Source organism: Streptomyces sp. NPDC050743 (assembly GCF_044456925.1).
Classification (GTDB): domain Bacteria; phylum Actinomycetota; class Actinomycetes; order Streptomycetales; family Streptomycetaceae; genus Streptomyces.
This window is the reverse complement of sequence record NZ_JBITGJ010000005.1, coordinates 12,223-35,464: the sequence shown is the minus strand read 5'-3', so window position 1 is coordinate 35,464 and position 23,242 is coordinate 12,223. Positions and strand designations below refer to the sequence as shown.

Genomic DNA, 23,242 nt, shown 5'->3' with positions numbered 1-23,242 from the left:
GAGTCGCGCGGCACCGCCCCGCTCCGGCTACGGCGTCACCGTGAAGTTGCGCAGGATCGCTGCCGTCAGGTCCGGGTCGCCCTCGGTCTTCACCCGGTCGGCCACCGCCTCCGGGGTCACCCGGCCGCAGGCGAGGCGGACGTAGGTCTCCCAGTCGAGGGTGAGGGTGGCGGCGGGTCCGAGGGCGGGGGCGGTTTCCAGGGAGCCGCGGCCCTGGATGTCGACGCGGATGGTGCGCAGGAACTCCACCGGGCCGTGCACGTCGAAGACGACGGCCGAACTGCGCGGCGCCGCCGCGTCCTTCGCGACGACCCTGGGGAGCGCCTCGAGGAGGACGTCCCGGACCACGTACGCGCCCGGCGAGTCCAGGTTGCCAGGGCGGCCGAGGGCCGTGCGCAGATCCTGCTCGTGCACCCACACGTCGAAGGCGCGGGCGCGGTAGGCCTGTTCCACCGTGATCTCCGTGCCCAGCGGGCCGCGGACCGTGGTGCCGGGGTCACGCGACTCGTTGCGCAGCTGGCGGTTGCGGCGGATGACCGTGTACTCCAGCTCGGCCGTCATCTCCGGCGCCGTGTGGTGGCGGCGGACGTCGACCTGCATCTCCGTGTACCGCTGGTGCTCGGTGGTGACGTGGAAGAGGTCGCGGGGGAGGGTGTGGATCGGGCGCGGGTCGCCGAGCATCTCGCAGTCCATGCCGATGACGTGCGACACGATGTCCCGGACCGACCAGCCGGGACACGGGGTCCGCCGGTTCCACTCGCCTTCCGCGAGCGACTGGACCATCTCGGATATCGCGTCGATGGAGTGCGTCCAGGCGTCGGCGTAGGGCTGGAGGGTGGGATGCAGACTCACGGAACGGGACCCCTCGGCGGTCGGTACTCGGGCAGGTTGTGGCGGCGTTGCCAGCGGGCGGCGGCTGCACTTCGGCGGGCGTCTGGGAGCCCCCTGGTTCTCGGCTTCGCTCGAACCGGGGGACCCCCAAGTTACGCTGCCTTCAGGCACCCGGGCAGTGCTTTCGTGTGACGATCGTAGGCCTGTGTGGACGACTCGAATGCCAGGACGGTGGTAGTGTGCGCGCCTCGCTGATCCAGATCGCCGTGAACGAGGACGAATCGGTCGACAACCGGCGGCAGCGGGTGGCCGCGCTGGTCCGGGAACAGGCTGGTGCCGACTTGGTGGTCCTGCCGGAGCTGTGGACCACCGGCGCCTTCGCCTACGAGGAGTTCGGCCGCGAGGCCGAGCCGCTCGAAGGGCCGACGTTCGAGACGATGGCCAAGGCCGCGAGCGACGCGGGCGTGTGGCTGCACGCGGGATCGATTCCCGAGCGGGACCCGGACGGGCCGCTCTACAACACCTCTCTCGTCTTCTCCCCCTCCGGTGAGCCGGCCGCCGCCTACCGCAAGATCCATCGCTTCGGTTTCGACAAGGGCGAGGCCGTGCTGATGGGCGCCGGGCGGGACGTGGTGACGGTCCGGCTGCCCGGGACCACGCTCGGCGTGGCCACCTGCTACGACCTCCGTTTCCCCGAACTCTTCCGGGCACTGGTCGACGCCGGTGCCGAGACGCTGGTGATCCCGGCGGGCTGGCCCGAGCGGCGACGCGCGCACTGGACGCTGCTGGCTCAGGCGCGGGCGGTGGAGAACCAGGCGTTCGTGCTCGCCTGTGGAACAGCCGGGACCCATGCCGGGGTTCCGCAGGCGGGTCACTCGATCGTGGTGGATCCGTGGGGCGAGGTGCTCGCCGAGGCGGGCCCGGACGAGGAGGTCCTCACCGTCGACTTCGACCCGGCGAAGGTGGCGACCACCCGCGAGCAGTTCCCGGCGCTGAAGGACCGCGTGCTGGGCCTGGAGCCGCCGCGGCGCTAGCGGGGCCCCTCAAGCGGGGCTCCGGGGTGGGAGAGCCCCCGTCAGTCGTCCGCCCGCTCCTTCTGTGCCAGGTGGATCACGCACACCGCCACCGCGATCAGCAGTGCCGGGTCCGCGTCCTCGCGCACGATGTCGACACCGTAGGTGTCCCGGAGGGTCAGCCGGCGGCGGGAGATGACGGCCAGGAGTTCGCCGTCGTACTCGACGGCGAACTCGTGGTCGAGGATCTTGCCGCTGACGTCGAGCTCGGTGCCGTCGACCAGGGACACGCGGTAGTGGTTGCGCAGCAGGGACAGCCGCTTGCGCTTGATGGTGGCCAGGCCCTCGCCGTCCCGCTCGATCACCATGGTGTCGCGCAGCGCGAACATCTTCTGGTGGATGTCGATCAGCACGCGCCCGTGGGCGTCCTTCAGCTGGAAGGTGTCCCGCAGCCGCATGGCCTTGCCGTCGACGAGGAAGACCTTGCGGCCGTGCTCGTCCTCGATCCAGTAGTCGTCGCCGATGCCGAGCAGCCGGTCGTGTACGAGGAGTCTCATGCGGGTACCGTTCCCCGCCGCGCGTTGATCGTCACGGGCCGGCCGGCCCGAAGCGCCTGCGGTACGCCGATGGGCTGAGCCCCGTCTCCCGGCGCAGCCGGGCCCGCAGATTGGCCGCCGTACCGAGGCCGCAGCGGGCCGCGACCACGTCCAGGCGCTCCTCGCCCCGCTCGATCAGCCGGCAGGCGAGCGCCACCCGCTCCCCGGTGAGCCAGGCCAGCGGGGTCGTACCCAGCTGGGTGCGGAAGCGCCGGTGCAGGGTGGCGGGGCTGACGGCCGCCCGGTCGGCGAGGTCCGCCACGGTCAGCGGCTCGCCGAGCCGCTCCTGCGCCCAGGCCAGCAGCGGGCCGAGCGACTCGTCGGGCACGTCGGGCACGGGGCGCTCCACGAACTGCCGCTGGCCGCCGTCGCGGTGGGCGGCGAAGACCAGGCGCCGGGAGACGGCGTTGGCGACTTCGGCGCCGTGGTCGCGGCGCCAGAGGTGCAGCCCGAGGTCGAGCGCGGCGGCGCTGCCGGCGGCGGTGAGGACGTCGCCGTCGTCCACGAAGAGGACGTCCGGCTCCAGCAGCACCTTGGGGTGCAGGTCCCGGAAGGTGTCCGCCCACATCCAGTGGGTGGTGGCACGGCGCCCGTCGAGCAGCCCGGACTCGGCGAGGGCGAAGGTGCCGGTGCAGAAGCTGACGATGCGCGCCCCGCGCGCGTGGCTGCGCCGGATGGCCTCCAGCACGTAGGCGCCGCGCGGTACGACGTTGTCGGGGCGTCCGGGTACGACGAGGGTGTCGGCCTCGTCCACCGCCTCCAGGCCGGGTACGCCGGTCAGGGTGAAGAAGCCGTGGTTCATCCGGATCCGCGGGGTGGGCGCGCACAGCGTCACCGTGTACAGCGGCCCCTGATCGCCCAGTTCGGGCCGGGGCAGTCCGAACAGTTCGGTCGCGACGCCGACCTCGAAGGGGTTGGTGCCCGCGTCCACGATCACGACGACCCGGTGCGGCGGCACGACCCGGTGGAGAGGCTGAGAGGATCCTTGCGGCATATGCGATTCCTAGCACTCGTGGGGCGCCACCGGAACCCCGCACGATGACCCCATGGAACCCATCTCCGAACCCACCTCCCGACCCGCCGGCGAGCCTGTCTCCCTGGACAAGGCGTTCGCCTCCTTCGAGGAGTGCTGGAGCCCGCGCATCGTCGCCGCCGTCAACGACTACGACGTCCGGATCGCCAAGTTCGAGGGCGAGCACGTCTGGCATGTGCACGAGGACACCGACGAGTTCTTCCTGGTCCTCGACGGCGAGGTGCACCTGGGCCTGCGCGAGCCGGCCGGCGAGCGCACCCTCGTCCTGACCAGGGGCTCGGTGTTCACCGTGCCGCGCGGCACCTATCACAAGCCGTCCGCGCCCCGCCGCGCCGAAGTCCTCCTCTTCGAGCCCACCGGCACCCTCTCGGTCGGCGACCGGCACGAGGAGGTCCCCGACCACGTGGACGTGACCACGGGCCACGCCCTGTCCTGACCGGGGTCCGGAATCCACCGGGCGGGTGCGTGTCCCGCAGGTGAACTTCCGGCATGGACAAGGAAGTTGGCCAACCCGGGGCGGGGTCCCCGAGTCGAACGGTGCGGAAGTCGTTACCACGTCCGCCCGTTCCTCCCGGAGGCCCCGCATGACCCGCATGCCCTCGATACGCGCCGCCGCCGTCCTGGCCCTCGGCACTGCCCTGGCCGCACCCCTCGCCCTGGCCGGGACCGCCGGCGCCGCCACCGCCTCGGCCACCGCCGCGGTCAACCAGTACGACTGGCAGCTCACCTACCAGGCCGCCCCCGGCCAGACCAACAAAGCCACCGCCACCGCGGCCCTCACCGCGGACCGCGCCGGCATCACCTATGTGATCGACGACGTCGTCCCGATCAAGGCGGGCCACGACTGCGCCCACCCCGACCGCGCGGACCGCACCAAGGTCTCCTGCACGGTCACCCTCGTGGACAGCCAGGACCCGTACGCCGCCCTGATCGCGAACCTGGGCGACCGCAACGACACGGTCGCCTACAAGAACGGCACCGACCAGGTCTACTTCTACGCCCAGATCTCGCTGGGCGGGGGCAACGACAAGGCGACCGACTCCGGCCGTCTGGACGGCGCCTACGTCTCCGGTGACGCCGGCGACGACACCCTCACCGTCGGTGCGGAGGGCCTGGCCTGGGGCGGTGACGGCAACGACACGATCTACGCGAGCGGCGGTGACAACATCGTCCAGGGCGGCAAGGGCGACGACGCGCTGCACGGCGGCGCCGGAGCCCAGTACCTGTCCGGCGACGACGGCAAGGACACGATCACCGGCGGCACCGGCAACGACACCCTGAACGGCGGCACCGGCAACGACGTCCTGTACGGCAACAGCGGCGACGACAAGCTGTACGGCAACAGCGGGAACGACCGGCTGTACGGTGGCCCCGGCCGGGACACGCTCTCCGGCGGCCCGGGCACGGATGTGATCCACCAGGACTGAGAGCGACCGCACGACCGAGAGCGACTTTTCCACAGGCGCCTTAGCGGGTCCCGCCGGTTGTCCACAGGCGCCCCACCGGCTGTCGGAGTCGGGTGGCACTCTTGGAGCCATGACCGACTCCGCATCCCGACGCGCCCGCGTCCGCGCCCCCGAGCTGATCGGCAAGGGCGGCTGGCTGAACACGGGCGAGAAGCAGTACACCCTCGCCGACCTGCGCGGACGCATCGTCGTCCTGGACTTTTGGACCTTCTGCTGCATCAACTGTCTGCATGTCCTGGACGAGCTGCGCGAGCTGGAGGAGAAGCACCGGGACACGGTGGTGATCATCGGCGTGCACTCCCCGAAGTTCGTGCACGAGGCCGAGCACCAGGCGGTCGTGGACGCGGTGGAGCGCTACGGCGTGGAGCACCCGGTGCTGGATGACCCGGAGCTCGCCACCTGGAAGCAGTACGCGGTGCGCGCCTGGCCGACCCTGGTCGTCATCGACCCGGAGGGGTACGTCGTCGCCCAGCACGCGGGCGAGGGACACGCGCACGCCATCGAGCGGCTGGTGGAGGAGCTGGAGGCCGAGCACGAGGCGAAGGGCACCCTGCGCCGCGGCGACGGTCCGTACGTGCCGCCGGAGCCCGAGCCGACGACCCTGCGCTTCCCGGGCAAGGCGCTGCTGCTTCCCTCCGGGAACTTCCTGGTCAGCGACACCACCCGGCACCAGCTGGTGGAGCTGGCCGAGGACGCCGAGACCGTCGTACGGCGCATCGGCTCGGGCACGCGCGGCTTCGCGGACGGCGGCCCGCAGGAGGCCGCCTTCAACGAGCCGCAGGGCCTGGCGCTGCTGGAGGACGGCGCGGTGGTGGTGGCCGACACCGTCAACCACGCCCTGCGCCGCCTCGACCCGGCCACGGGCGCGGTGACCACTCTGGCCGGCACCGGGAAGCAGTGGTGGCAGGGGTCCGCCACCTCCGGCCCGGCCCGCGAGGTGGATCTGTCCTCGCCCTGGGACGTGGCGGTCTTCGGCGGCCGGGTGTGGATCGCCATGGCGGGCGTCCACCAGCTGTGGACGTACGACCCCGCGGCGGGCACGGTCGCCGTGACGGCCGGCACCACCAACGAGGGCCTGGTCGACGGCCCCGGCGCCGAGGCCTGGTTCGCCCAGCCCTCCGGTCTCGCGGCGACCGCCGAGCGGCTGTGGCTCGCCGACTCCGAGACGAGCGCCCTGCGCTGGGTGGACCTCGACGGGCACGTGCACACGGCGGTCGGCACCGGCCTGTTCGACTTCGGCCACCGGGACGGCGCGGCCGAACAGGCACTGTTCCAGCACCCGTTGGGCGTCACCGCCCTCCCGGACGGCTCGGTGGCGGTCGCCGACACCTACAACCACGCCCTGCGCCGCTACGACCCGGCGACCGGCGAGGTCACCACGCTGGCCACCGACCTGCGCGAGCCCAGCGACGCCGTCCTCGTCGGCGGGGACATCGTGGTGGTCGAGTCGGCCCGGCACCGGCTGACCCGGCTGCGGCTGCCCGAGGAGGCGGTGCGGGTCGAGCCGGTCGCCCACCGCACCCGGCGCGCGGCGACCGAGGTCGCCCCCGGCAGACTCCGGCTGGACGTCGTCTTCCAGGCCCCGGCGGGCCAGAAGCTGGACACCAGATACGGGCCCTCGACCCGTCTGCTGGTCTCCTCGACCCCGCCCGAGCTGCTGCTCAAGGGCGAGGGAGCGGACACGGACCTGAGCCGTGACCTGGAGCTGAACCCGGAGGTCGCGGAGGGCGTCCTGCACGTCTCCGCGATGGCCGCCAGTTGCGACGACGACTCTGCCGGCGAGTACCCCGCCTGCCACGTCCACCAGCAGGACTGGGGCGTCCCGGTCCGTCTCACCGAGGGCGCGACGGACCGCCTGCCGCTCGTCCTCGCGGGCATGGACGAGCAGTAGGCGGACGCACGCGCCGGACCGGGCGCCCGCGTCAGACGCCGTACCCGTCGGTGTAGCCGTCGTCGCGGTAGCGGTGGTGATGGTGCGGTTCCTCCTCCACCACCGGCGTCGGCGGGACCACGACCCGCCGGCGCCGTGCGATCCCGCTGAACGTCGCGACGCCGATCAGGCCCACGGCCATCAGGATCACGCCGACGACGTCGAGGTTCACGCCGCGCATGTGCCAGTCCGTCGCGAATGTGAGGATGGCTCCCACGGCTATGAGGATGATGCATCCGCCGAGCCCCATGAGACCTCGCCTCCCCTTCCGGTGCCGGAATCTCCGGTCCCGGACGGGTACCCGGCGAGGTCCCGGCTAGCCCTCCAGAAAGGCCGTCAGGGCGTTCGCCAGCAGGAACGGGTCGTCGGCGCCGCACAGTTCACGCACGCTGTGCATGGAGAGGATCGCCACGCCGATGTCCACGGTCCGGATGCCGTGCCGGGCCGCGGTGATGGGGCCGATCGTCGTGCCGCAGGGCATGGAGTTGTTGGAGACGAACGACTGGAAGGGGACGTCGGCCTTCTCGCAGGCCGCCGCGAAGATCGCGCGGCCCGAACCGTCCGTGGCGTAGCGGTTGTTGACGTTGACCTTGAGGATCGGGCCGCCGTTGACCCGGGGGTGGTGCGTCGGGTCGTGCCGCTCGGCGTAGTTGGGGTGGACGGCGTGGCCCGTGTCGGAGGACAGGCACACCGTGCCGGCGAAGGCGCGGGCCCGGTCCTCGTAGGAGCCGCCGCGGGCGAAGACCGAGCGCTCCAGCACGCTGCCGAGCAGCGGGCCGTCCGCGCCGGAGTCCGACTGGGAGCCGTTCTCCTCGTGGTCGAAGGCGGCCAGCACGGGGATACGGGCGAGCGGGGCGCCCGAGGTCGCCACGGCGGCCAGGGCGGCGGCGCCGGCGTGCACCGACAGCAGGTTGTCCATGCGCGGACCGGCGACCAGGTCCCGGTCGCGACCCAGGTAGGCCGGGGGCTCCACCGGATGCGTCATCAGGTCCCAGCCGGTGACCGAGCCGGCCGCGAGCCCCGCCTCCTGCTCCAGGAAGGCGATCAGGTCGCCGTCGCGCACATCGTCGCCCAGGCCCCAGACCGGCTGCAGATGACGCTGCTTGTCGAGCTTGAGCCCCTCGGTGCTGACCGAGCGGTCCAGGTGGATGGCGAGCTGGGGCACGCGCAGCAGCGGCCGGTCCACGTTGACCAGGACCGAGGAGCCGTCGCGCAGGCTCAGCCGGCCGGCCAGGCCGAGGTCGCGGTCCAGCCAGGAGTTCATCAGCGGGCCGCCGTAGATCTCGACGGCCACCTGCCGCCAGCCGTGCGCCCCGCTGTCGGGCCGCGGCTTGATGCGCAGGTTCGGGGAGTCGGTGTGTGCGCCGACGATGTGGAACGGCGTGTGCGCCTCGGCGCCCTCGGGGACGTACCAGGCGACGATCGCGCCGCCGCGCAGCACGAACTTGCCGCCGCTCGTCCCGTCCCAGGCGTCCGTCTCGGCGACCTGACGGAAGCCCGCCTTCTCCAGCCGCTCGGCGGTGTTCGCCACGGCGTGGTACGGCGACGGGCTCGCCGCCAGGAAGGACATGAGGTCGTCGGTGTGGCCGCGGTCGAAGCGGGCTGGTGCGCTCATGGGGTTCACCTTAACGACGTGCACGGGCCCGCTCCCGGAAAGGGAGCGGGCCCGCACAGGGAATCCGTACGTACGTGCCGGAACGGCCGGCAGGTACCTGCTAGAACGCGGCCTCGTCCAGCTCCATCAGGTCCAGCTCGACACCGGAGGCGACCTTGCGGGCGAGGGTGACGCCCGGCAGGACGTTCGCCGCGAAGAACCTCGCCGCGGCGATCTTTCCGGTGTAGAAGGCCTTGTCCTTGGCGGAGGCGGTGGCCAGCTTCTCGGCGGCGATCGCGGCGCCCTTGAGCAGCAGGTAGCCGACGACGACGTCACCGGAGGCCATGAGCAGGCGGGTGGTGTTCAGGCCCACCTTGTAGATGTTCTTGGTGTCCTGCTCGGTGGCGGCGAGGTCGGTCAGCATCAGGCCGACGATCGCCTCCAGCTCCACGGCGGCCTTGGCCAAGTGCTCACGGGCGCCCGCCAGCTCCTCGCCGCCGGTGCCGAGCGCCAGGAACTTCTTGATGTCCTCGGCGAGGGAGTTCAGCGCGGCGCCCTGGTTGCGGACGATCTTCCGGAAGAAGAAGTCCTGGCCCTGGATCGCGGTGGTGCCCTCGTACAGGGTGTCGATCTTGGAGTCCCGGATGTACTGCTCGATCGGGTACTCCTGCAGGAAGCCGGAGCCGCCGAAGGTCTGCAGCGACTGGGCGAGCTGCTCGTAGCCCTTCTCGGAGCCGTAGCCCTTGACGATCGGCAGCAGCAGGTCGTTCAGGGCGTGCTCGGCGGAGGCGTCCTCGCCGGCCGCCTCCTTGATCTGGATCGCGTCCTGGATCGAGGCGGTGTACAGCACCAGGGCGCGCATGCCCTCGGCGTACGCCTTCTGCGTCATCAGCGAGCGGCGCACGTCCGGGTGGTGGGTGATGGTGACCTTGGGCGCGGACTTGTCCATGAAGTTGGCCAGGTCCGGGCCCTGGACGCGCTCCTTGGCGTACTCCAGCGCGTTCAGGTAGCCGGTGGACAGCGTGGAGATCGCCTTCGTGCCGACCATCATGCGGGCGAACTCGATGATGCGGAACATCTGGCGGATGCCGTCGTGCTTGTCACCGATGAGCCAGCCCTTGGCGGGGTGCTGGTCGCCGAAGGTCATCTCGCAGGTGTTGGAGGCCTTCAGGCCCATCTTGTGCTCGACGTTGGTGGCGTAGACGCCGTTGCGCTCGCCCAGCTCGCCGGTCTCGAAGTCGAACTCGTACTTCGGCACGAGGAAGAGGGACAGGCCCTTGGTGCCCGGACCGGCGCCCTCCGGCCGCGCGAGCACGTAGTGGAGGATGTTCTCGGACATGTCGTGCTCACCGGAGGTGATGAAGCGCTTCACGCCCTCGATGTGCCAGGAGCCGTCCTCCTGCTGGATCGCCTTGGTACGGCCGGCGCCCACGTCGGAGCCCGCGTCGGGCTCGGTGAGCACCATCGTGGAGCCCCACTGCTTCTCGACCGCGATCTTGGCGATGTGCTTCTGGACCTCGTTGCCCTCCTCGAAGAGGATGCCGGCGAACGCCGGACCCGAGGAGTACATCCACACGGCCGGGTTGGCACCCAGGATCAGCTCGGCGTAGGCCCAGATCAGGGAGCGCGGCGAGGTGGTGCCGCCGATCTCCTCGGGCAGGCCGAGCCGCCAGTACTCGGAGTCCATGAAGGCCTGGTAGCTCTTCTTGAAGGACGCCGGGACCGGCGCGGTGTTGGTCTCGGGGTCGAAGACCGGCGGGTTGCGGTCGGCGTCGGCGAAGGACTCGGCCAGCTCGTTCTCCGAGAGGCGGGTCAGCTCCTCCAGGACGCTCTTGGCGGTGTCGACGTCCATCTCCTCGAACGGGCCGGTGCCGTACACCTTGTCGCGCCCCAGCACTTCGAAGAGGTTGAACTCGATGTCGCGGAGATTCGACTTGTAGTGCCCCATGGTCACGGCTCCGTAGAGGGATCGGCGAGGCACTGGCTCCTCGCAGCTAGTTCACGTACCAACAAGTAGCTCCGATGATGCTACCCGCCGGTAATAAGAAGCAACCCCTGCCCCGGCAAGTGTGAGAAGGGTCTACTCCGCGGCGCTGGTGAGCGGGGCCGCCCACCGCCGAGGGGGTCCGGCGAAAGACAGGTGACCGCCCGGTATCCCCGATCACGCGGTACCGGGCCGTCAACTCGCCCCTCACTCGCGGCGATCCCCCGTGCTCGCCGCACAGGCGACTCCGGCACCCGCTCCACCCCCTCCCTCGGTACTCTTGCGCCCATGTACGGCTACGACCAGAACGTTGGCGCTCAGCAGCAGTACGCCCCGCCGCAGCAGCAGATGCCGGGCGGTGTCGGCGGGTACGGCCAGCAGCCGCCGCTCTACCCGGAGCCGTCCCCGCCCTCCCTCGCGGACGCGGTGCGGGCCTTCACCACCGGGCAGATGTCCGCCGAGGACTTCCAGCAGATCTTCGCCACGTCGAAGGTGTACTGCCCGCGCGGCGACACCCCCGGCTTCCTCGCCCTGCACAACACCCAACAGCCGGTGATCCCGATGTTCACCTCGCTCAAGGAGCTGCGCCGGTACGCGGGCAAGGAGTCCAAGTACTTCGTGATCACCGGCGCCGAGGTGATCGACCTGCTGCCCACCGGCTACGGCTTCGTCCTGGACATGGAGGGCGAGCACCGGATGGTCTTCGACGCGAAGGCGGTCGAGCAGATGGTCGACTTCGCCATGCGGCGGATGTACGGCTAGCCGTCCTTGCCGCGCGGACGGCGGCTGTGGTGGGCCGACGGCGGGGTCTTCGCGCTGACGGCGGGGCGCTGGGGGTCGCCTGGGGGTGGGCGCCTTTCGTGATCTGGCTCTGCGTTCCCGGTCTGGTCGCCTGCGGCTGTCTGGCCACGCGGGGCGGCTTGCGGCTGGTGCGGGCGGTGTGGGTGCTGCGCACACGGGGGTCGCGGCGGAGGGGCGGCTGGAGTCGTCCCGTGAGATCGGTACCGACGACGGCCCCCTGACGCGCTGGGTGTACTCCTACACCGACGCGCGCGGGACGCGCCGCGAGTGCGTCGGCGTCGATACCGGCGGTGCCGCATGGGTGCGGATCCTGTACGACCCCGCGGACCCCGACGGGAGCAGTCAGGCCGGAACCGGTACCGCGGGGATGTTCGTCTTCGGCGCCGTCCTGCTGCTGGTGTTCGGGATTCCGGTTCGGGTGGGCGCTGCAGGGGCGGGCGTGATCGCCGTGACGTTCGCCTTCTCCTGACCCGTGCGGGAGCCGACGTCGCCTGGAGCCCGGAGGGAATTCCCTCCGGGCTCGTTCCGTTGGGGGTGGCAGAAAGTTCAACGCTCAACTAAAGTGAGTGCACAAGGAGGTACCGACCATGCCTGCAGTGACCGTCGAGAACCCGTTGACGCTGCCCCGTGTGACCGCTCCCGCCGACGCCGTGGCGCGTCCGGTGCTGGCCGTCGCGAACGCTCCGAGCGGGTTCGAGGGCGAGGGCTTCCCGGTGCGCCGGGCGTTCGCGGGGATCCACTACCGCCACCTCGACCCGTTCATCATGATGGACCAGATGGGCGAGGTGGAGTACGCGCCGGGCGAGCCCAAGGGCACCCCCTGGCACCCGCACCGCGGCTTCGAGACCGTCACCTACATCATCGACGGCGTCTTCGACCACCAGGACTCCAACGGCGGTGGCGGCACCATCACCAACGGCGACACCCAGTGGATGACCGCGGGCTCGGGCCTCCTCCACATCGAGGCGCCGCCGGAGTCCCTGGTCGTGTCGGGCGGTCTCTTCCACGGCCTGCAGCTGTGGGTGAACCTCCCGGCCAAGGACAAGATGATGGCCCCGCGCTACCAGGACATCCGCGGCGGCAGCGTCCAGCTGGTGACGTCCCCGGACGGCGGTGCGCTGCTGCGCGTCATCGCGGGTGAGCTGGACGGCCACAAGGGTCCCGGCATCACGCACACCCCGATCACGATGATCCACGCGACCGTCGCCCCGGGCGCCGAGGTCACCCTGCCCTGGCGGGAGGACTTCAACGGGCTGGCCTACGTCCTCGCGGGCCGCGGCAGCGTCGGTGCGGAGCGCCGGCCGATCCACCTCGGCCAGACCGCGGTGTTCGGCGCCGGGTCCTCGCTGACCGTCCGCGCGGACGAGAAGCAGGACTCCCACACGCCGGACCTGGAGGTCGTCCTGCTCGGCGGGCAGCCGATCCGTGAGCCCATGGCGCACTACGGGCCGTTCGTCATGAACACCAAGGACGAGCTGATGCAGGCGTTCGAGGACTTCCAGAAGGGGCGGCTGGGGACGATTCCCGCGGTGCACGGCATGACCGGCGAGGGCCCGCAGGCCTGACGGCGTCGGTACCGGTACGGGTACCAGGGGGCAGTGCCCCCTGGCCCCCCGGGCCTGTACCCGCCCCTGATCCGAGTCGGTCGGCCGAAGAGGCCGGCCGGGAGCCGGCGCTAGGCCGAGGGCACCGGCGTCCTGCTCGAGGCGTCCTCCTGGGCGATCCGGCGCAGCGCGGCCATCGCGGCGTCGCCCAGCACCGTGCCCAGCACCACGGCCTCGACCTTGCCGTCCGCGGTCGGCACCCGGGCCACCGTGGCCAGTTCGGCCCCGGCGAGCCGGCCGGCCGCCGAGGCGTACTCGTCGAGCAGCGCCAGCAGATCCTCCCGCTCCAGATCGCGGTACGTCAGGATGAGCTGGACCAGCGCCACCCAGCCGAGGTTCTCCGGCTCCACCCGCCAGCCGTGCCGGCGCACCAGCTCGGCCGCGTCCGCCTCGGCCCGCTCGCGGTCCCGCGGGGTGCCCCGTTCCGCGGCGGCCCGGCTGACGGCGGGCCGGGCGGCGCCGCCGAGCATCCCGTGGACGGTGCGGTCCGGGGCGTCCATCCGGGCGAGCACCTGTCCGACCGCGGTCACGGACATGCCGCCGACCTCCAGCATCGCCCGGATCAGCTTGAGCCTGTGCACGTGTGTGTCGTCGTACCGGACCTGGTTGGGGCTGGTGCGCACGCCGGGCGGCAGCAGGCCCTCCCGTGCGTAGTACTTGATCGTCGGAACCGGGACTCCCGTGCGCTGCGCCAGCTCTCCGATACGCATGGGGCGAGGATACGAGCCTCCCGGCCCGCCGGAGCCGCACCTCACCCGCCCGGCCCCGTGCGGCAGGACACCCGTCGGCGCCCATGATCCGCTGGACGTGTGCAGCTGTTGCCCGACCCCGTTCGACGCCTCGCCGCCTGGTGCGCAGTGCTGCTGCTCGTCGCCGGGGTGGGCTGGGTCGGGGTGCGGCTGTGCGGGGAGTTCCGTACCGCCGTCACCCCGGTGCTGCTCGCCCTGCTCGGCACCGCGCTGCTCGGCCCGTTGCACCGGCGGCTCGTGCGGACCGGGGTGCAGGCGTCGGTGGCGGCCGGGCTCACCTGTGTCGCCGTCGTGGCCGTCGTCGGCGGTGCCGTGTACATCGTCGTCGCCGCGCTCATCGACACGGGCGACGAGATCATCGCCTCGCTGCGGGACGCCGCCAAGGCGGTCGCCCGGCACTTCGGGGCGGCCGGCACCGGTCTCGACGACCTCGCCGCGAACTCGCGCAAGCTGCTGAGCAGGTTCGGGAGCACGGCCGCGTCCAACGTCATCAGCGGGGTCAGCGTCGTCGGCGAGTCCCTCGCCATGGCCGTGCTCGCGCTGCTGCTCGTCTTCTTCTTCCTGCGCGACTCCCACCGGGCCGTGGAGGTCCTGCGGGCCGTGGCGCCCGGCGGCACCGCCGACACCCTGGAGGCCGTCGCCCGGCGCGCCTTCGAGGCGGTCGAGGGGTTCATGCGCGGGACGACCCTCATCGCGCTCATCGACGCCGTGTGCATCACCGTCGGCCTGCTGATCCTCCAGGTGCCCGGCGCGGTCGGGCTCGGCGCGCTCGTCTTCGTCGGCGCCTACATCCCCTATCTCGGCGCCTTCATCTCCGGCGCGGTGGCCGTCCTGGTCGCGCTCGCCGACCGCGGTTTCGTCATCGCGCTGTGGGCGCTCGGGCTCGTGCTCGCCGTGCAGGTGCTGGAAGGGCATGTGCTGCAGCCGGCCATCCAGAGCCGGACCGTGCAGATGCACCCGGCGGCGGTGATGCTCGCCATCACCGCGGGGGCGTCCGTCGCGGGGATCCTCGGGATGCTGCTCGCGGTGCCGCTGACCGCGGCCGCCTTCGGTGTCGTACAGGAGCTGCGGGCGCGTTACGCGGCGCCCTCCGACTCGGCGCCCTCCACCGCGGCACCTTCCGGCCCGGCGTCCACCGACGCATCGCCTTCCGCCGCACGCCCCTCGGACACGCCCCCGGACGCACCCCCCGACTCGTAGAGCTCGAACCAGATGCTCTTGCCCTCGCCCCGCGGGTTCACCCCCCAGGCGTCCGCCAGGAGCTCGATCAGCATCAGGCCGCGGCCCGAGGACGCCAGCTCGCCGGGGCGGCGCTTGTGCGGGAGGTCGTCGCCCGCGTCGGTGACCTCCACCCGCAGCCCGCGCGCACCCGCCTTGCCGGTCACCTCGGCGAGCAGCAGCGCGTCGGTGTCGGTGTGGACCAGGACGTTGGTGACCATCTCGGAGACCAGCAGCACCGCCGAGTCGATCTGCTCGGGCGAGGCCCAGTCGTGCAGCAGCTCGCGCAGGTGCCGGCGGGCCTCGGCGATCCGGTCCGGCTCGTCCTGCGCCACCGACAGCAGGGTGCGCCGTCTCGCGGGGCGTCCGGCGCCGTCCAGCGGCCTGCCCAGCAGAAGCAGTGCGATGTCGTCCTCGCGGCGGTCGGCCAGGGGACCGGTGGTGTGGTGCGAGGACGGCCCGTGCACACCCTGCACCAGCGCGTCGGCCAGCGACTCCAGCTCGACCCCGTCGTCCCCCGGGTGCTCTTCCAGGATCGTGCGCAGCCTGCGCCAGCCGGTGTCCAGGTCGTGCCCGCCGGTCTCGATCAGGCCGTCGGTGCAGAGCATCAGCGTCTCGCCGGGTTCCAGGGCGAACCGGGTCGTCGGATAGTCCGCGTCCGGGTCCACGCCCAGCGGCAGCCCGCCCGCCGTCGGCCGCATCATCACCGTGCCGTCGGCCATCCGGATCGCCGGGTCCGGGTGCCCTGCGCGGGCGATCTCCAGCATCCCGGTGGCCGGGTCGGCCTCCACGTACACGCAGGTCGCGAAGCGGATGTCGGTCATCTGGTCGTCGTGGGTGATGCCGTGCAGGAACCGGGAGGCGCGGGTGAGCACGGCGTCCGGGCGGTGGCCCTCGGAGGCGTAGGCGCGCAGGGCGATGCGCAGCTGGCCCATGAGGCCCGCGGCCCGTACGTCATGGCCCTGGACGTCGCCCATGGCCAGCGCGAAGCGGCCGGAGGGCAGCGGGATCATGTCGTACCAGTCGCCGCCGACCTGGAGTCCGCCGCCGGTCGGGATGTACCGGGCGGCCACCTGCATGCCGGGGATCTCCGGGCCGAGCGAGGGCAGCATGGAGCGCTGCAGGCCCTCGGTGAGCTCCCGCTCGGACTCCTCGGCGCCGGCCCGGGACAGGGCCTGGGCGAGCATCCGGGCCACCGTCGTCAGCACGGCCCGTTCGTCGGGCGTGAACGCCACCGGATAGGCGAAGGCCGCCATCCAGGCGCCCATCGGGCGTCCGGCCGCGGTCAGCGGCAGGAAGGCCCACGAGCGGCGGCCGAAGTGCCGGGCCAGCGGCCAGGTCGCCGGGTAGCGGGCCTTGTACTCCTGGGGGGAGGACAGATACACCGCGCGGCCTGTGCGGACGACCTCGGCCGCCGGATAGTCGGTGGTCAGCGGCATGTCCGAGAAGGGGTTCATGTCGCCGGGCTGGTGCCCGTGCTGGCCGGTGATCGTCAGCCGGTCGCCCTCCACCCCGAACACCACGAGCCCGTCCGGGGAGAACCCGGGCATCGACAGGCCGCCGGCCACCCGCAGCACCTCGGCCGTGGACCGCGCCTCGGCCAGCGCCCGGCCCGCGTCCAGCAGGAACGCCTCCCGCGAGCGCCGCCAGTCGCCGGTGACCGCGCTGCGGGCGGCCCGGGTGCCCGGGGTCGGCTCGGTGACCTCCTGGAGGGTGCCGATCAGCTCGTACGCCCGCCGCTCGGGATCGAAGGACGGCTTGGACCGGCTGCGCACGACCCGCAGGACGTTGCCCTGCTCGTCCATGATCCGGATGCGCACCTCGGCGAGCGTGCCCTCGTCGACCGCCAGCGGGACCACACCGGTGATCTCGTTCCAGTCCTCGGGGTGCAGCCGGGCCCGGGTCTGGACCTCCGTGAGGGTGGTCGGCTCCGCGGGCAGCCCGAGCAGCCGCGCCGCCTCCGCGTCCACGGTGACCAGTTTGGCGGCCGTGTCCCAGTGCCACAGCCCGGTCGCGAGGGCGGCGAGGACGTCTCCGACGGACGGGAGGGGCTCGCCAGTACGCATCGCCCCACTTTAGGAACATATGACCGGTGGATGCCACCTAGGTGACCGAACGGTAATGGTGGGGAGCCGATCTTGGGGTGCCCGGTACCCTTGATGGGTCCGGGCCCCGTGCCCGTTCTCGCCGGGGAGAGCACCCCTCCCCCGCAGACCCACACACGAAGGACGATGAACGACGATGCATCGGTACAGGTCCCACACCTGCGGCCAGCTCCGCGCCTCTGACGTCGGCACCGACGTCCGGCTCAGTGGCTGGCTGCACAATCGGCGCGACCTGGGCGGCATCCTCTTCATCGATCTGCGCGATCACTACGGCATCACGCAGCTGGTGGCCCGCCCCGGCACGCCCGCGTACGAGGCCCTGGACAAGCTCTCCAAGGAGTCCACGGTCCGCGTCGACGGCCGCGTTGTTTCACGTGGAACCGAGAACATCAACTCCGACCTGCCCACCGGCGAGGTCGAGGTCGAGGTGGCCGAGGTCGAGCTGCTGGGCGCCGCCGCGCCGCTGCCGTTCACGATCAACACCGAGGACGGGGTCAACGAGGAGCGGCGCCTGGAGTACCGCTTCCTGGACCTGCGCCGCGAGCGCATGCACCGCAACATCATGCTGCGCACGGCGGTCATCTCGGCGATGCGCCACAAGATGACGGCGATGGGCTTCAACGAGATGGCCACCCCGATCCTGTCCGCCACCTCCCCCGAGGGCGCGCGTGACTTCGTGGTCCCCTCGCGCCTGCACCCCGGCAAGTTCTACGCGCTGCCGCAGGCCCCGCAGCAGTTCAAGCAGCTGCTGATGATCTCCGGCTTCGACCGCTACTTCCAGATCGCGCCCTGCTTCCGCGACGAGGACGCCCGCGCCGACCGCTCGCCGGGCGAGTTCTACCAGCTCGACATCGAGATGTCCTTCGTCGAGCAGGAGGACATCTTCCAGCCGGTCGAGAAGCTGATGACCGAGCTGTTCGAGGAGTTCGGCAACGGCCGCCACGTCACCTCCCCCTTCCCGCGGATCCCGTTCCGCGAGGCGATGCTGAAGTACGGCTCCGACAAGCCGGACCTGCGCGCCAAGCTGGAGCTGGTCGACATCACCGATGTCTTCGAGGGCTCGGAGTTCAAGGCGTTCGCCGGCAAGCACGTGCGCGCGCTGCCCGTCCCGGCCGTCCAGGACCAGCCGCGCAAGTTCTTCGACCAGCTCGGCGAGTTCGCCGTCTCGCTGGGCGCCAAGGGCCTGGCCTGGGTCCGCGTCGGCGAGGACGGCGCGCTGTCCGGCCCCATCGCGAAGTTCCTCACCGAGGACAACGTCGCCGAGCTGACCAAGCGCCTGTCCCTGGCCCCCGGCCACGCGGTCTTCTTCGGCGCGGGCGAGTTCGACGAGGTCTCCAAGATCATGGGCGCGGTACGGGTGGAGGCGGCTCGCCGCGCCGGCCACTTCGAGGAGGGCGTGTTCCGCTTCTGCTGGATCGTCGACTTCCCGATGTACGAGAAGGACGAGGAGACCGGCGCGATCGACTTCTCGCACAACCCCTTCTCCATGCCGCAGGGCGGTCTGGAGGCCCTTCAGACCCAGGACCCGCTGGACATCCTGGGCTGGCAGTACGACATCGTCTGCAACGGTGTCGAGCTGTCCTCCGGCGCCATCCGGAACCACGACCCGGAGATCATGCTCAAGGCCTTCGAGATCGCGGGCTACGACCGCGAGACCGTCGAGGAGAAGTTCGCGGGCATGCTCCGCGCGTTCCGCTTCGGCGCCCCGCCGCACGGCGGCATCGCCCCCGGCGTGGACCGCATCGTCATGCTCCTCGCGGACGAGCCCAACATCCGCGAGACGATCGCCTTCCCGCTCAACGGCAACGCCCAGGACCTGATGATGGGCGCCCCGACCGAGCTGGAGGAGGCCCGCCTGCGCGAGCTGCACCTGAACATCAGGAAGCCGCAGCCGAAGTAGCACGGCAGAGGTTTCACGGGAGAGGCCCGGAACCCCGGCGTGGGGTTCCGGGCCTCTCCCTCGTCAGTCCCCGTCCTCGGCGTCCTCCGCGTCCGGCGACGCGCCGTCCTCCAGCAGCCGTTCGGCGATGTCGTCGGACCACTGCTGGGCCCAGGCGCGCAGGCCGGTGACCTCGGCCTCGTCCAGGCCGTACCGGACGAAGTCCCGGTCGGAGTAGAAGTCCGTGCCCGTCAGCCGGGACTGCAGGGTCGGCAGGTCGAAGGGGTCGTGGGCGTGCCGGCGGCCCAGTTCCTCCAGGTCCGGCAGGGAGAACCGGGCCGCGGCGGCCCGCGCGTCGATCAGGTCGACGGCTGCGCCCCGGTCGTACAGGGCCCGGATCTTCGTTCCGACGGCGTCCTCCAGGGACAGGGCCGGCCCGTACCCGGTGAGCGCCGGCGGCTGCCAGAAGGCCTCCTTGTGCAGCGCGAGGGCGCAGGGTTCACCGGTCGGCGGGTCGGTGACGGTCAGCTGGGCGGTGAGCATGCCCGCGGGCCCCAGGCGCACCTGCCAGCCCCGCGCCTCCAGGGCCGTACCGAGGGCACCGGCGATCCGGTCCATGGCCTCGGCGCTCTCCGTGGCGAAGTCGAGGTTCGCGTGGGGGCGTTGCACCAGGCCGTGCGCCTGCAGGGCGTATCCGCCGGCGAGCACCAGCCCGTGGGGGCCGCCGGCGGTGACGACGTCGGCGAGGAGCCGGTGGTGGGATTCGGGGAGGTTCACGACACCGGTACTTTGCCAGAGATTTTTTCCGGCTCCCTGTCACACGCCCGCGAGCGCCGGTGTCAGAGAGGCGTCCGCAGCCGGATCACCTCTCCACGGGAGCCTCTCATGCACATCGCCTACGTCGTCGTCACCCTGCTCGCCGCGCTGATGGCCGGGTTCTCCGGGGCCGTGCTGCTGATGCGGGCCGACTGGATCGTGCAGGCGCTCACCGACTACGCGGTGCCGCGCAGTTGGTGGACGGCGCTGGGGCTGGCCAAGACCGCCGGGGCCGTCGGGCTGGTGGCCGGGCTGTTCGTGCCGGTGGTCGGGGTGCTGGCCGGGATCGGGCTGGTGGCCTACTTCCTCGGGGCCGCGGTCACCGTGGCGCGGGCACGCTGGTACGCGCACATCCCGTTCCCGCTCGTCTACGCCGCACCGGTCGTCGGCGCGCTCGTCCTCGGGCACGCCTCTTGAGCGGGCCCGGGAAGACGTTCTCCCCGGGCCGTCCACGTCGCCTGAGCTACTTCAGCACACCGGCGCCGGTGGTGGTCGCCGGCTGCGGCTGTCGGACTCGTCAGCCTTCCTCGCCGCCGAAGCGCTCCTTGTACGTCGCCAGGTCCTCGTCGGTCAGCTTGGCGAAGAGGACCGGCGGGACCGTGAAGGGGGTGCCGGCGGGGACCGAGGCCAGGGCCTTGGCCTCGTCGGGGGTGACCCAGGTGGCGGTGTCGTCCGGCAGGGAGAAGGCCTGGCGCATGGCGGCGGACGTCGCCGGGATCAGCGGCTCGGAGACCACCGCGTACAGGTGGATCAGGTTCATCGCCGTGCGCAGCGTGAGGGCCGCGGCGTCCTTGTCGGTCTTGATCTGCAGCCAGGGGGCCTTCTCCTCCAGGTAGGAGTTGCCCGCCGACCACAGGGCGCGCAGGGCCGCGGCGGCCTTGCGGAACTGGAGCGCCTCCATGTGGCCTTCGTACTCGGCGAGGAGTTCGGCGATCTGCTCGCCGAGCTTCGTCTCGGCCTCGCCGGGGGTGCCGCCGGCCGGGACCTCCTCGCCGAAGCGCTTCTTGGAGAAGGACAGCACACGGTTGACGAAGTTGCCGAGAGTGTCGGCGAGGTCCTTGTTGACCGTTGCGGTGAAGTGCTCCCAGGTGAAGGACGAGTCGTCCGACTCGGGGGCGTTGGCGACGAGGAAGTAGCGCCAGTAGTCGGCCGGGAGGATGTCCAGGGCCTGGTCGGTGAAGACACCGCGCTTCTGGCTGGTGGAGAACTTCCCGCCGTAGTACGTCAGCCAGTTGAAGGCCTTGACGTAGTCGACCTTCTTCCACGGCTCGCGCACGCCCAGCTCGGTGGCCGGGAACATGACGGTGTGGAAGGGGACGTTGTCCTTCGCCATGAACTCGGTGTAGCGGACGGGGTTCTCGCCGGAGTCCGCGTCGTACCACCACGACTTCCAGTCCCGGTTCTCCGGGTCCTGGTCCGCCCACTCCTTCGTCGCGCCGATGTACTCGATCGGCGCGTCGAACCAGACGTAGAAGACCTTGCCCTCGGCGGCCAGCTCCGGCCAGGTGTCGGCCGGGACCGGGACGCCCCAGTCCAGGTCACGGGTGATCGCGCGGTCGTGCAGGCCCTCGGTGAGCCACTTGTGGGCGATGGAGGAGGCGAGCTGCGGCCAGTCCTTGTCGTGCCGGGCCACCCACTCGCGGACCTCGTTCTCCAGCTTGGACTGGAGGAGGAAGAGGTGCTTGGTCTCGCGGACCTCCAGGTCCGTGGAGCCGGAGATCGCCGAGCGCGGGTTGATCAGGTCGGTCGGGTCCAGGACGCGGGTGCAGTTCTCGCACTGGTCGCCGCGGGCCTTGTCGTAGCCGCAGTGGGGGCAGGTGCCCTCGACATAGCGGTCGGGCAGGAAGCGGCCGTCGGCGGGGCTGTAGACCTGGCGGATCGCCCGCTCCTCGATGAAGCCGTTCTCGTTCAGCTTGCGGGCGAAGTGCTGGGTGATGTCGCGGTTCTCGGGGGAGGAGCTGCGGCCGAAGTAGTCGAACGCGAGGGCGAAGCCGTCGTAGACCGCCTTCTGCGCGTCGTGCGCCTGGGCGCAGAACTGGTCGACCGGCAGGCCCTGCTCCTTGGCGGCCAGCTCGGCAGGGGTGCCGTGCTCGTCGGTGGCGCAGATGTACAGGACGTCGTGACCGCGCTGGCGCAGATACCGGGAGTACACGTCCGCCGGGAGCATGGACCCCACCATGTTGCCCAGGTGCTTGATCCCGTTGATGTACGGAAGGGCGCTGGTGATGAGGTGTCGAGCCATCGTGGCTGCTCCCAGGTCGCTGCTTTTCTGCGGTTTCGAACCTTGAAATCGTAGCCGACATGGGTGGGCCGCCCGCTTCCCGTTTTGCAGGGTGGGAAGCGGACGGCCCGGATGTCACCCAGGGTGACCGTCCGTCGTGGTCCGTTACGGGCGCCAGGTGGCGAGGACGCCCTCGTACAGCTCCGCGTCGGTCAGCTCGCGGGGGGTGGGGCCCGCGTGGAAGAACGACGTGTTGTCGCTCTTCAGTTTGCGGAGGTAGTCGAAGGCCTTGTTGTCGTGTTCGCCGAAGGCGACGAAGGAGAAGAAGACGGCGGGGTGGGTGTCCGCCGCCGCGGTGAGTGCCTGGGTCGCGGGGGTCTTCGCGTCCGGGGCGCCGTCGGTCTGGAAGACGACGAGGGCGGGGGTGGCGGGGGTGGTGTCCTTCTCGTACTCGTCGTAGTGCGCGAGCACGGCTTCTACGGCGGCGTGGTAGCTGGTACGGCCCATGCGGCCGAGGCCGGCGTGGACGTCGTCGATCTTCGTCTCGTGGTCCGGGGCGAGGGTGAGGTCGGTGGTGCCGTCGATCTCCGTGGAGAAGAAGACGGTGTGGACGGTGGCCTCGGGGTCCAGGTGGGCGGCGAGGGCGAGGGTCTGGTCGGCGAGGGCCTGGGCGGAGCCGTCCTTGTAGTACGGCCGCATGCTCGCGGAGCGGTCGAGGACGAGGTAGACCTTGGCTCGGGTGCCGGTGAGGTCCCTCTTCTTCAGGGTGGTCGTGGCGGCCTTGTAGGCGGTGGCGAGGGAGGGGGTGCGGGACCTGACCTTGGCCAGGGTGGTGGCGGGGGTGGCGGGGGCCTCCGGCGTGGGGGTCGGGTCGGCGTTCGCCTCGGCTTCGCCTTCGGCGTCCGTGTCCCCACCCGCACCACCCGTGCGGCTTTCGTCGTCGGCTGCGGGTGGCCCCTGTGGGGCGTCCTCGCCGTCGGCGGCTTGCGGGGCGGTCGTCTCGTCGGCCGGTGCGGCGGTCTCCTCCGCCGTCACCGACACCGCCTCGACGGCCTCCTGCGCCTCAGCCTCGGGCTCGGTCTGCTCCTCGACCTCTGCCTCCTCGATCTCTGCCTTCTCGGCCTGCGGCTCCTCGGGCGCGGCCGGCTGTTCGGCCTCCGGCTCGGTGTGGTCCTCGGCGGGCTGCGGCTCGGCCTGCGGCGTGGTGTCGCCCTCGGCCGTCTTCTCCGCCTCGGCGGTCTCCGCGGCCTCCGGCTCGGTCTGTGTCTCGGCCTGTGCCGGCTGCTCGGCCTGCGGCTCGGTCTGCTCCTCGATCTCTGCCTTCTCGGCCTGCGGCTCCTCGGGCGCGGCCGGCTGTTCGGCCTCCGGCTCGGTGTGGTCCTCGGCGGGCTGCGGCTCGGCC

Annotated in this window: 20 protein-coding genes and 1 pseudogene; 10 read left to right on the top strand and 11 right to left on the bottom strand. The window is 71.5% G+C overall.

Features of this window, described 5'->3' with window-relative positions:
* Positions 1-27: 27 nt before the first annotated feature.
* Entirely contained in the window at positions 28-852 is an 825-nt protein-coding gene (locus ACIBJF_RS07625; protein ID WP_399172788.1) for a maleylpyruvate isomerase family mycothiol-dependent enzyme, read from the bottom strand.
* A 218-nt stretch (positions 853-1,070) separates the two neighbouring features.
* Between ACIBJF_RS07625 and ACIBJF_RS07620 the strand changes: the two genes are divergently transcribed.
* A complete protein-coding gene (locus tag ACIBJF_RS07620; protein WP_399172787.1) occupies positions 1,071-1,865 on the top strand; it encodes a carbon-nitrogen family hydrolase in 795 nt (264 codons plus the stop codon).
* A 41-nt stretch (positions 1,866-1,906) separates the two neighbouring features.
* On the opposite strand, the gene ACIBJF_RS07615 is transcribed toward ACIBJF_RS07620, so the two are convergent.
* Both ACIBJF_RS07615 and ACIBJF_RS07610 read right to left on the bottom strand, forming a co-directional pair.
* Positions 1,907-2,401 carry an LURP-one-related family protein gene (locus tag ACIBJF_RS07615; RefSeq protein WP_351803039.1) on the bottom strand — a complete coding sequence of 165 codons (495 nt, stop codon included), beginning with the start codon at positions 2,399-2,401 and terminating at the stop codon, positions 1,907-1,909.
* A 31-nt stretch (positions 2,402-2,432) separates the two neighbouring features.
* A complete protein-coding gene (locus ACIBJF_RS07610) occupies positions 2,433-3,434 on the bottom strand; it encodes a helix-turn-helix domain-containing protein (RefSeq protein WP_399172785.1) in 1,002 nt (333 codons plus the stop codon).
* A 52-nt stretch (positions 3,435-3,486) separates the two neighbouring features.
* On the opposite strand from ACIBJF_RS07610, the gene ACIBJF_RS07605 reads away from it, so the two are divergent.
* The 3 genes from ACIBJF_RS07605 (at position 3,487) to ACIBJF_RS07595 (ending at position 6,830) form a co-directional block, all read left to right on the top strand.
* A complete protein-coding gene (locus tag ACIBJF_RS07605; RefSeq protein ID WP_399172784.1) occupies positions 3,487-3,909 on the top strand; it encodes a cupin domain-containing protein in 423 nt (140 codons plus the stop codon).
* Between the two features lie 148 nt (positions 3,910-4,057).
* Positions 4,058-4,900, top strand: a complete 843-nt coding sequence (locus ACIBJF_RS07600) for a calcium-binding protein (protein WP_399172783.1) — start codon at positions 4,058-4,060, stop codon at positions 4,898-4,900.
* Positions 4,901-5,009: 109 nt separating this feature from the next.
* Positions 5,010-6,830, top strand: a complete 1,821-nt coding sequence (locus ACIBJF_RS07595; RefSeq protein ID WP_399172782.1) for a thioredoxin-like domain-containing protein — start codon at positions 5,010-5,012, stop codon at positions 6,828-6,830.
* A gap of 31 nt (positions 6,831-6,861) precedes the next feature.
* Here ACIBJF_RS07595 and ACIBJF_RS07590 read toward each other — a convergent pair whose 3' ends face one another.
* The 3 genes from ACIBJF_RS07590 to ACIBJF_RS07580 form a co-directional block, all read right to left on the bottom strand.
* Complete coding sequence (locus tag ACIBJF_RS07590; RefSeq protein WP_351803049.1) at positions 6,862-7,119, bottom strand: hypothetical protein; 258 nt, start codon at positions 7,117-7,119, stop codon at positions 6,862-6,864.
* A 66-nt stretch (positions 7,120-7,185) separates the two neighbouring features.
* Positions 7,186-8,484, bottom strand: coding sequence for a M18 family aminopeptidase (locus tag ACIBJF_RS07585; RefSeq protein ID WP_399172781.1), 1,299 nt, complete (start codon positions 8,482-8,484; stop codon positions 7,186-7,188).
* 100 nt (positions 8,485-8,584) lie between these two features.
* The gene (locus ACIBJF_RS07580) at positions 8,585-10,411 is read right to left on the bottom strand and encodes an acyl-CoA dehydrogenase (RefSeq protein ID WP_365324453.1); all 1,827 of its coding nucleotides are present in this window, start codon (positions 10,409-10,411) and stop codon (positions 8,585-8,587) included.
* Positions 10,412-10,735: 324 nt separating this feature from the next.
* Between ACIBJF_RS07580 and ACIBJF_RS07575 the strand changes: the two genes are divergently transcribed.
* The 3 genes from ACIBJF_RS07575 (at position 10,736) to ACIBJF_RS07565 (ending at position 12,813) form a co-directional block, all read left to right on the top strand.
* Positions 10,736-11,209, top strand: a complete 474-nt coding sequence (locus ACIBJF_RS07575) for an SseB family protein (protein ID WP_228621500.1) — start codon at positions 10,736-10,738, stop codon at positions 11,207-11,209.
* Between the two features lie 178 nt (positions 11,210-11,387).
* Positions 11,388-11,717 carry a hypothetical protein gene (locus ACIBJF_RS07570; protein ID WP_399172780.1) on the top strand — a complete coding sequence of 110 codons (330 nt, stop codon included), beginning with the start codon at positions 11,388-11,390 and terminating at the stop codon, positions 11,715-11,717.
* Positions 11,718-11,835: 118 nt separating this feature from the next.
* Complete coding sequence (locus tag ACIBJF_RS07565; RefSeq protein ID WP_399172779.1) at positions 11,836-12,813, top strand: pirin family protein; 978 nt, start codon at positions 11,836-11,838, stop codon at positions 12,811-12,813.
* A gap of 110 nt (positions 12,814-12,923) precedes the next feature.
* Here the strand turns inward: ACIBJF_RS07565 and ACIBJF_RS07560 are convergent, their stop codons facing one another.
* Positions 12,924-13,562, bottom strand: a complete 639-nt coding sequence (locus ACIBJF_RS07560; RefSeq protein ID WP_399172777.1) for a MerR family transcriptional regulator — start codon at positions 13,560-13,562, stop codon at positions 12,924-12,926.
* 99 nt (positions 13,563-13,661) lie between these two features.
* Between ACIBJF_RS07560 and ACIBJF_RS07555 the strand changes: the two genes are divergently transcribed.
* On the top strand, positions 13,662-14,801 hold the full coding sequence (locus tag ACIBJF_RS07555; RefSeq protein WP_399172776.1) for an AI-2E family transporter: 1,140 nt from the start codon (positions 13,662-13,664) through the stop codon (positions 14,799-14,801).
* Here the strand turns inward: ACIBJF_RS07555 and ACIBJF_RS07550 are convergent.
* Positions 14,750-16,885 (bottom strand): annotated as a pseudogene (locus ACIBJF_RS07550) (SpoIIE family protein phosphatase); the annotation flags it as partial. The gene ACIBJF_RS07555 and the pseudogene ACIBJF_RS07550 sit on opposite strands and share 52 nt — an antisense overlap.
* A 175-nt stretch (positions 16,886-17,060) precedes the next feature.
* Between ACIBJF_RS07550 and aspS the strand changes: the two are divergent.
* Entirely contained in the window at positions 17,061-18,824 is a 1,764-nt protein-coding gene (gene aspS, locus ACIBJF_RS07545) for an aspartate--tRNA ligase (RefSeq protein WP_399172775.1), read from the top strand.
* 63 nt (positions 18,825-18,887) lie between these two features.
* On the opposite strand, the gene ACIBJF_RS07540 is transcribed toward aspS, so the two are convergent.
* Positions 18,888-19,580 (bottom strand): nucleotidyl transferase AbiEii/AbiGii toxin family protein, encoded by a 693-nt coding sequence (locus tag ACIBJF_RS07540; protein ID WP_399172774.1) that lies wholly within the window; start codon positions 19,578-19,580, stop codon positions 18,888-18,890.
* A gap of 108 nt (positions 19,581-19,688) precedes the next feature.
* On the opposite strand from ACIBJF_RS07540, the gene ACIBJF_RS07535 reads away from it, so the two are divergent.
* Entirely contained in the window at positions 19,689-20,036 is a 348-nt protein-coding gene (locus ACIBJF_RS07535) for a DoxX family protein (RefSeq protein ID WP_399172773.1), read from the top strand.
* Between the two features lie 100 nt (positions 20,037-20,136).
* Here ACIBJF_RS07535 and metG read toward each other — a convergent pair whose 3' ends face one another.
* Complete coding sequence (gene metG / locus ACIBJF_RS07530) at positions 20,137-21,861, bottom strand: methionine--tRNA ligase (RefSeq protein ID WP_399172771.1); 1,725 nt, start codon at positions 21,859-21,861, stop codon at positions 20,137-20,139.
* A 144-nt stretch (positions 21,862-22,005) separates the two neighbouring features.
* Positions 22,006-23,242: VWA domain-containing protein (locus ACIBJF_RS07525; RefSeq protein ID WP_399172769.1), on the bottom strand; the 1,237-nt coding region annotated here is incomplete at its 5' end.

What these genes read in the sequence shown, in the direction of transcription:
- ACIBJF_RS07615 (WP_351803039.1), bottom strand. Translation starts at nt 2,401, where the DNA reads ATGAGACTCCTCGTACACGACCGGCTGCTCGGCATCGGCGACGACTAC.
- ACIBJF_RS07610 (WP_399172785.1), bottom strand. Translation starts at nt 3,434, where the DNA reads ATGCCGCAAGGATCCTCTCAGCCTCTCCACCGGGTCGTGCCGCCGCAC.
- ACIBJF_RS07605 (WP_399172784.1), top strand. Translation starts at nt 3,487, where the DNA reads ATGGAACCCATCTCCGAACCCACCTCCCGACCCGCCGGCGAGCCTGTC.
- ACIBJF_RS07600 (WP_399172783.1), top strand. Translation starts at nt 4,058, where the DNA reads ATGACCCGCATGCCCTCGATACGCGCCGCCGCCGTCCTGGCCCTCGGC.
- ACIBJF_RS07595 (WP_399172782.1), top strand. Translation starts at nt 5,010, where the DNA reads ATGACCGACTCCGCATCCCGACGCGCCCGCGTCCGCGCCCCCGAGCTG.
- ACIBJF_RS07590 (WP_351803049.1), bottom strand. Translation starts at nt 7,119, where the DNA reads ATGGGGCTCGGCGGATGCATCATCCTCATAGCCGTGGGAGCCATCCTC.
- ACIBJF_RS07585 (WP_399172781.1), bottom strand. Translation starts at nt 8,484, where the DNA reads ATGAGCGCACCAGCCCGCTTCGACCGCGGCCACACCGACGACCTCATG.
- ACIBJF_RS07580 (WP_365324453.1), bottom strand. Translation starts at nt 10,411, where the DNA reads ATGGGGCACTACAAGTCGAATCTCCGCGACATCGAGTTCAACCTCTTC.
- ACIBJF_RS07575 (WP_228621500.1), top strand. Translation starts at nt 10,736, where the DNA reads ATGTACGGCTACGACCAGAACGTTGGCGCTCAGCAGCAGTACGCCCCG.
- ACIBJF_RS07565 (WP_399172779.1), top strand. Translation starts at nt 11,836, where the DNA reads ATGCCTGCAGTGACCGTCGAGAACCCGTTGACGCTGCCCCGTGTGACC.
- ACIBJF_RS07560 (WP_399172777.1), bottom strand. Translation starts at nt 13,562, where the DNA reads ATGCGTATCGGAGAGCTGGCGCAGCGCACGGGAGTCCCGGTTCCGACG.
- aspS (WP_399172775.1), top strand. Translation starts at nt 17,061, where the DNA reads ATGCATCGGTACAGGTCCCACACCTGCGGCCAGCTCCGCGCCTCTGAC.
- ACIBJF_RS07535 (WP_399172773.1), top strand. Translation starts at nt 19,689, where the DNA reads ATGCACATCGCCTACGTCGTCGTCACCCTGCTCGCCGCGCTGATGGCC.
- metG (WP_399172771.1), bottom strand. Translation starts at nt 21,861, where the DNA reads ATGGCTCGACACCTCATCACCAGCGCCCTTCCGTACATCAACGGGATC.